Annotated in this window: 2 protein-coding genes and 1 pseudogene; 2 read left to right on the top strand and 1 reads right to left on the bottom strand. The window is 64.4% G+C overall.

Going from position 1 to position 3,690, the window contains the following annotated elements; translation table 11 throughout:
- Window positions 1-260 precede the first annotated feature (260 nt).
- A complete protein-coding gene (locus AB0J67_RS39810) occupies window positions 261-2,213 on the bottom strand; it encodes a M64 family metallopeptidase (RefSeq protein WP_363490796.1) in 1,953 nt (650 codons plus the stop codon).
- A gap of 514 nt (window positions 2,214-2,727) precedes the next feature.
- Between AB0J67_RS39810 and AB0J67_RS39805 the strand changes: the two are divergent.
- Both AB0J67_RS39805 and AB0J67_RS39800 read left to right on the top strand, forming a co-directional pair.
- Window positions 2,728-2,964, top strand: a pseudogene (locus AB0J67_RS39805) (transposase); the annotation flags it as partial.
- A gap of 363 nt (window positions 2,965-3,327) precedes the next feature.
- Window positions 3,328-3,480 carry a hypothetical protein gene (locus AB0J67_RS39800; protein ID WP_363490798.1) on the top strand — a complete coding sequence of 51 codons (153 nt, stop codon included), beginning with the start codon at window positions 3,328-3,330 and terminating at the stop codon, window positions 3,478-3,480.
- Window positions 3,481-3,690 lie beyond the last annotated feature (210 nt).

Genomic DNA, 3,690 nt, shown 5'->3' with positions numbered 1-3,690 from the left:
TGAAGACACGACGAGCCCATCGACGCGGCATCCAAAAAGGATCTGCGATCGGACCAGCAACCGCCACCGTCAGCTATTGCGCACAAGATCGTTACGCCAGACAAAGACGGGGAAGGTGCCTCAGCAAGTCCTCACGGGACATGAACGTCACACGCGCAAGGCGTGGACACACGAGGCGACCTTCCCCACCATCGGCCTCAACCAGCGCCGAGCCGGGTTGAGCCGGACTTTGACAACCTATCGTCGATAGGGATCGACCACTAGGAGTAGGTGAGCACCATCTGGTCCGCTTTGGAGTGGAAGGCAGTACCGCGGTAGCAGCCGACCCACACTCTCACCTGGCCGTTGCCTGAAGTGCCGCTGACGTAGTCGGCGAGGTTCCCAGTTGGCTCCACGAGGATCTGCTGTTCGGTCGTCCCAACCGATCGACTGTCGAGCAGCACCCAAACGCCGGCATCGTTGAGCATCTTGATGCTCTGGGTGCACTGCGCCGAGTTCGCCCCCCGGTACTTGACCCGGAGGGAGGTGGCGGAGTTGGGCACGTTCGAAATCGTGGCCCACCACGAGGTCGAGATGAAGCCGTAGAACATAACCGAGTTCACTTCGTAGAAGCTGTCGTCATCGGCCACCAGCGACGTGTGGCTCCCGCTGCGCCATGTCCCGCTATTGATCGCCGTGCTCGCTGGGACGACGTTGACGACAAAGCTGCGTGTGGTCGACAGGCCGGTCCCGTTCGTGACCCGGACATAGATCGTCTTAGGCCCGGGGCCAGGCAGCGGGGCCCAGTTTTCCGTTTGGCTGAACGTTGGCTGGTTCCACGCCGGCTTGTCGGCACTGTCACGGAAATCGGCGTAGTTCGAGATCCGATACGACAGGATGTAGCTCTGCGGGTCCTCGAAGAACATGCCGACCCTGATCTTGCCGGATGGCGCGGTGCCAAGGCCCTCCCTCGCAAAGCCCGACGGGGGTGACGCATCGTTGGGCACGTAGTCGAAGATCCGGTCGACGAGCACGGCGTGGCTGACGCGGTCGAACGGCTTGGTTCTTGTTCTCATCTTCGAGTCGAACGTCGGGCGATAGATCCCGTTCTGGTGGCGGTACGCGCCTTTGTAATACCCGGGAACGTCAAAGTCCGGTTCGGGTGAAACGGGTGTGGGAAAGAGCGTCCCAGGCACTACCCACCGACCCCACTTCGCGGTCGCGGCGGCCAGGTTCGTCGACAGGTTGGGGGCATCAGGCTCGCCCCAGGACCAGGTCGAACCGTCAGCGTTGAAGTACTCGTCCTCAAGCTCGCCGAACGAGTGGCCCACCTCGTGCCGCATCGTGTCTTCTGGGAAGTCGCCGCCTCGCGAGAAGACAGAATAGTTCGTGTAGCTAGCGGAGCCGCCGCCCTCGGCTGCGTTGACCACGATGATGACGATGTCTGCGGCCGGCGCGGATGCCGCCGCGGCCATGACATCCGCAGCGTTGTCGGTCTCCAGGTTCCGGCAGTCGCCCGGGATCCCTGTTGGCCGGAAACCGGTGTCGAGCGCCGTGTCACGCATCGTGCCGCCGCAGGTGGATGAGCCGTCGGTGCCTGACTGGTTCGAGGTGACATCAACCCGGTGCACGTTGAAAAAGTTGTCGTACTCGGAGAACGGCGCTTCCTCCAACAGCTCGGCACTGAACCTGTCCACGTCATCGCGGTAAAGCTCGAGCTGAGAGCTGGTGTACCCGTCACCCAGGAACACCACATCTACACGCTGGCTGGACGGCCCATTGTTGACAAGCGTGGTCGACGGCAGCACAGCCGCTGGGGCCAGGTCGTCCAACTCGGGAACGGCGACCACGGCCGAGGCCCCGTTACCGCTCATCGCCAGCTCCCGCACCTCGGCGTCGACTGGAAGCTGAACCACCAGCTGGCCTGACGTCCTATGCGCCACCCCGCCGGTGAACTTCCCACCCTCAACCGCGTCATAGTGCACATTGAGCGGGTCCGCGACCGACGCAGTGTGCACCACCTGCCCCTTTGGCCCCCTCGCCTCGACACGATAGCCGCCCCGCACCTCAACCGGTCCACGCACCCGAAGCGGCTGCGCCCGCACCGCCTGAGACACAAACCGGAACGACTTGCCATCGGTCTCCAGGACAACTTCACGATGCAGACCGGCAGACGCCGCCCCCGCCTGTCCAGCCGCCAGTTCGTTCACAAAAACCATCGACGCCAGCAACACCGCGGACACTACACCGGCCACACGGCTACCAGCCCGTCTCTTCCTCACTGTTGTTCCTACTCCAAGTCCTCTAAGGATGACCACAGACGCGCAACGCAAAGCCACCCGGTCGCCGCTTCCGCTATTCATTGGACCTGCTGAGATACCGGACCGCCCCTGCCGGCCTGGGCTCGCTGCGCCGGCGCACCACGGTCACCACGCCGGCGATTCGGTCCCGCAGCTAAACGCGCGAACAGCTTTGGGATCCCTTTCATCATTAGTTCCGTTTCGTACCGCCAAGGGGTCGCCGGAAGTCTCGAAGTTTTGGCCCGTCCTAAGCCAGTACAGACGCGGGATCGATTTGGTTCCGGGTGGAACTGCAAGCGGTCCATGTCACACCAACCGTCCGCCCGCATGAGGGCTCCCGAAGGTAGGCGGGTCGAGGTGTCCCAATGCATGGCGGTGGCGGCGCACCTTCGAACGCTGGCTTAACCCGACGCGCAGTCGACGCCGGACCGCATGCAGCGGCTATTGCGTGCGGTGGTCTGTGTCTGGGACACCGACGACGAGCACGGGCGCGTACGTGGTCGAGCGTCTTGGCCGCGCGAATGGGGTCCTGGTCGCCCAGAAGACGGGTTGGTCAAGTCCGGGTGATCGCTCGGCCGGAGTCGAGCGCCAGTACTCCGCGACCGCCGGGCGGGCAGAGAACTGCCAGCTGGCGGTGTTCTGCTCCACGCTCCGACGTCGGGCACGCGCTGATACAACCGGGATCTTTACCTGCCCGAGAACTGGGCCGACGACCCCACCCGCCGAGCGGGACGCCAGCATCGGCGATCACCCGGAGTCCGTCACCAGGCCGATCCTGGCCACCCGGATGCTGACCGTGCCCTGGACGCTGACGTGCCCGCTACGTGGCCGGCCGCCGACGAGGCCTATAGGGCTCGACTCGAAGTTCGCCGCTTCCTGGCCGCCCGCCGTCGCGGCTATGTCGTGGCGGCCCCGCTACTGTAGCCAGCCCATCCACAATGGCGCAGGCAGTGTCCGCACTGACACCCTCGTCGCCGTGCCCCGCCCGAGGCGTGGAAGCGATCTCCGCCTCTGGCGGCACCAAGGGACAGCGTGTGCACGACTGGCGATGGCCACCCTGCCCGGCCACGTCGACCGCGGCGACACCTCCCGCTGGCTGCTCGTGCGCCGCAGCATCAGCAACCCCAACGACCTCGTGCTCTACCTCTGTTCCGGCTCGGGCCAGTCAGGCCGCGTGGCGATAACTGCCACCTTTCGGTAGAGCAGAACCGCCAGCGACTACCAAGTCCGATGTTGAGCTTCCACCTTGGCGGTGGACACCCTGAAACTGGATGTTGATCCGGGGGAAGGGAGTGTCCCGTTGCGGCGTCCATCGAAGTAACGATCTTGTGCGCAATAGCTGACGGTGGCGGTTGCTGGTCCGATCGCAGATCCTTTTTGGATGCCGCGTCGATGGGCTCGTCGTGTCTTC

It is taken from the genome of Catellatospora sp. NPDC049609, assembly GCF_040675365.1.
Classification (GTDB): Bacteria; Actinomycetota; Actinomycetes; order Mycobacteriales; family Micromonosporaceae; genus Catellatospora.
Note: the sequence above shows the minus strand (reverse complement) of the source record. Positions and strands in the feature narration are given on the sequence as shown.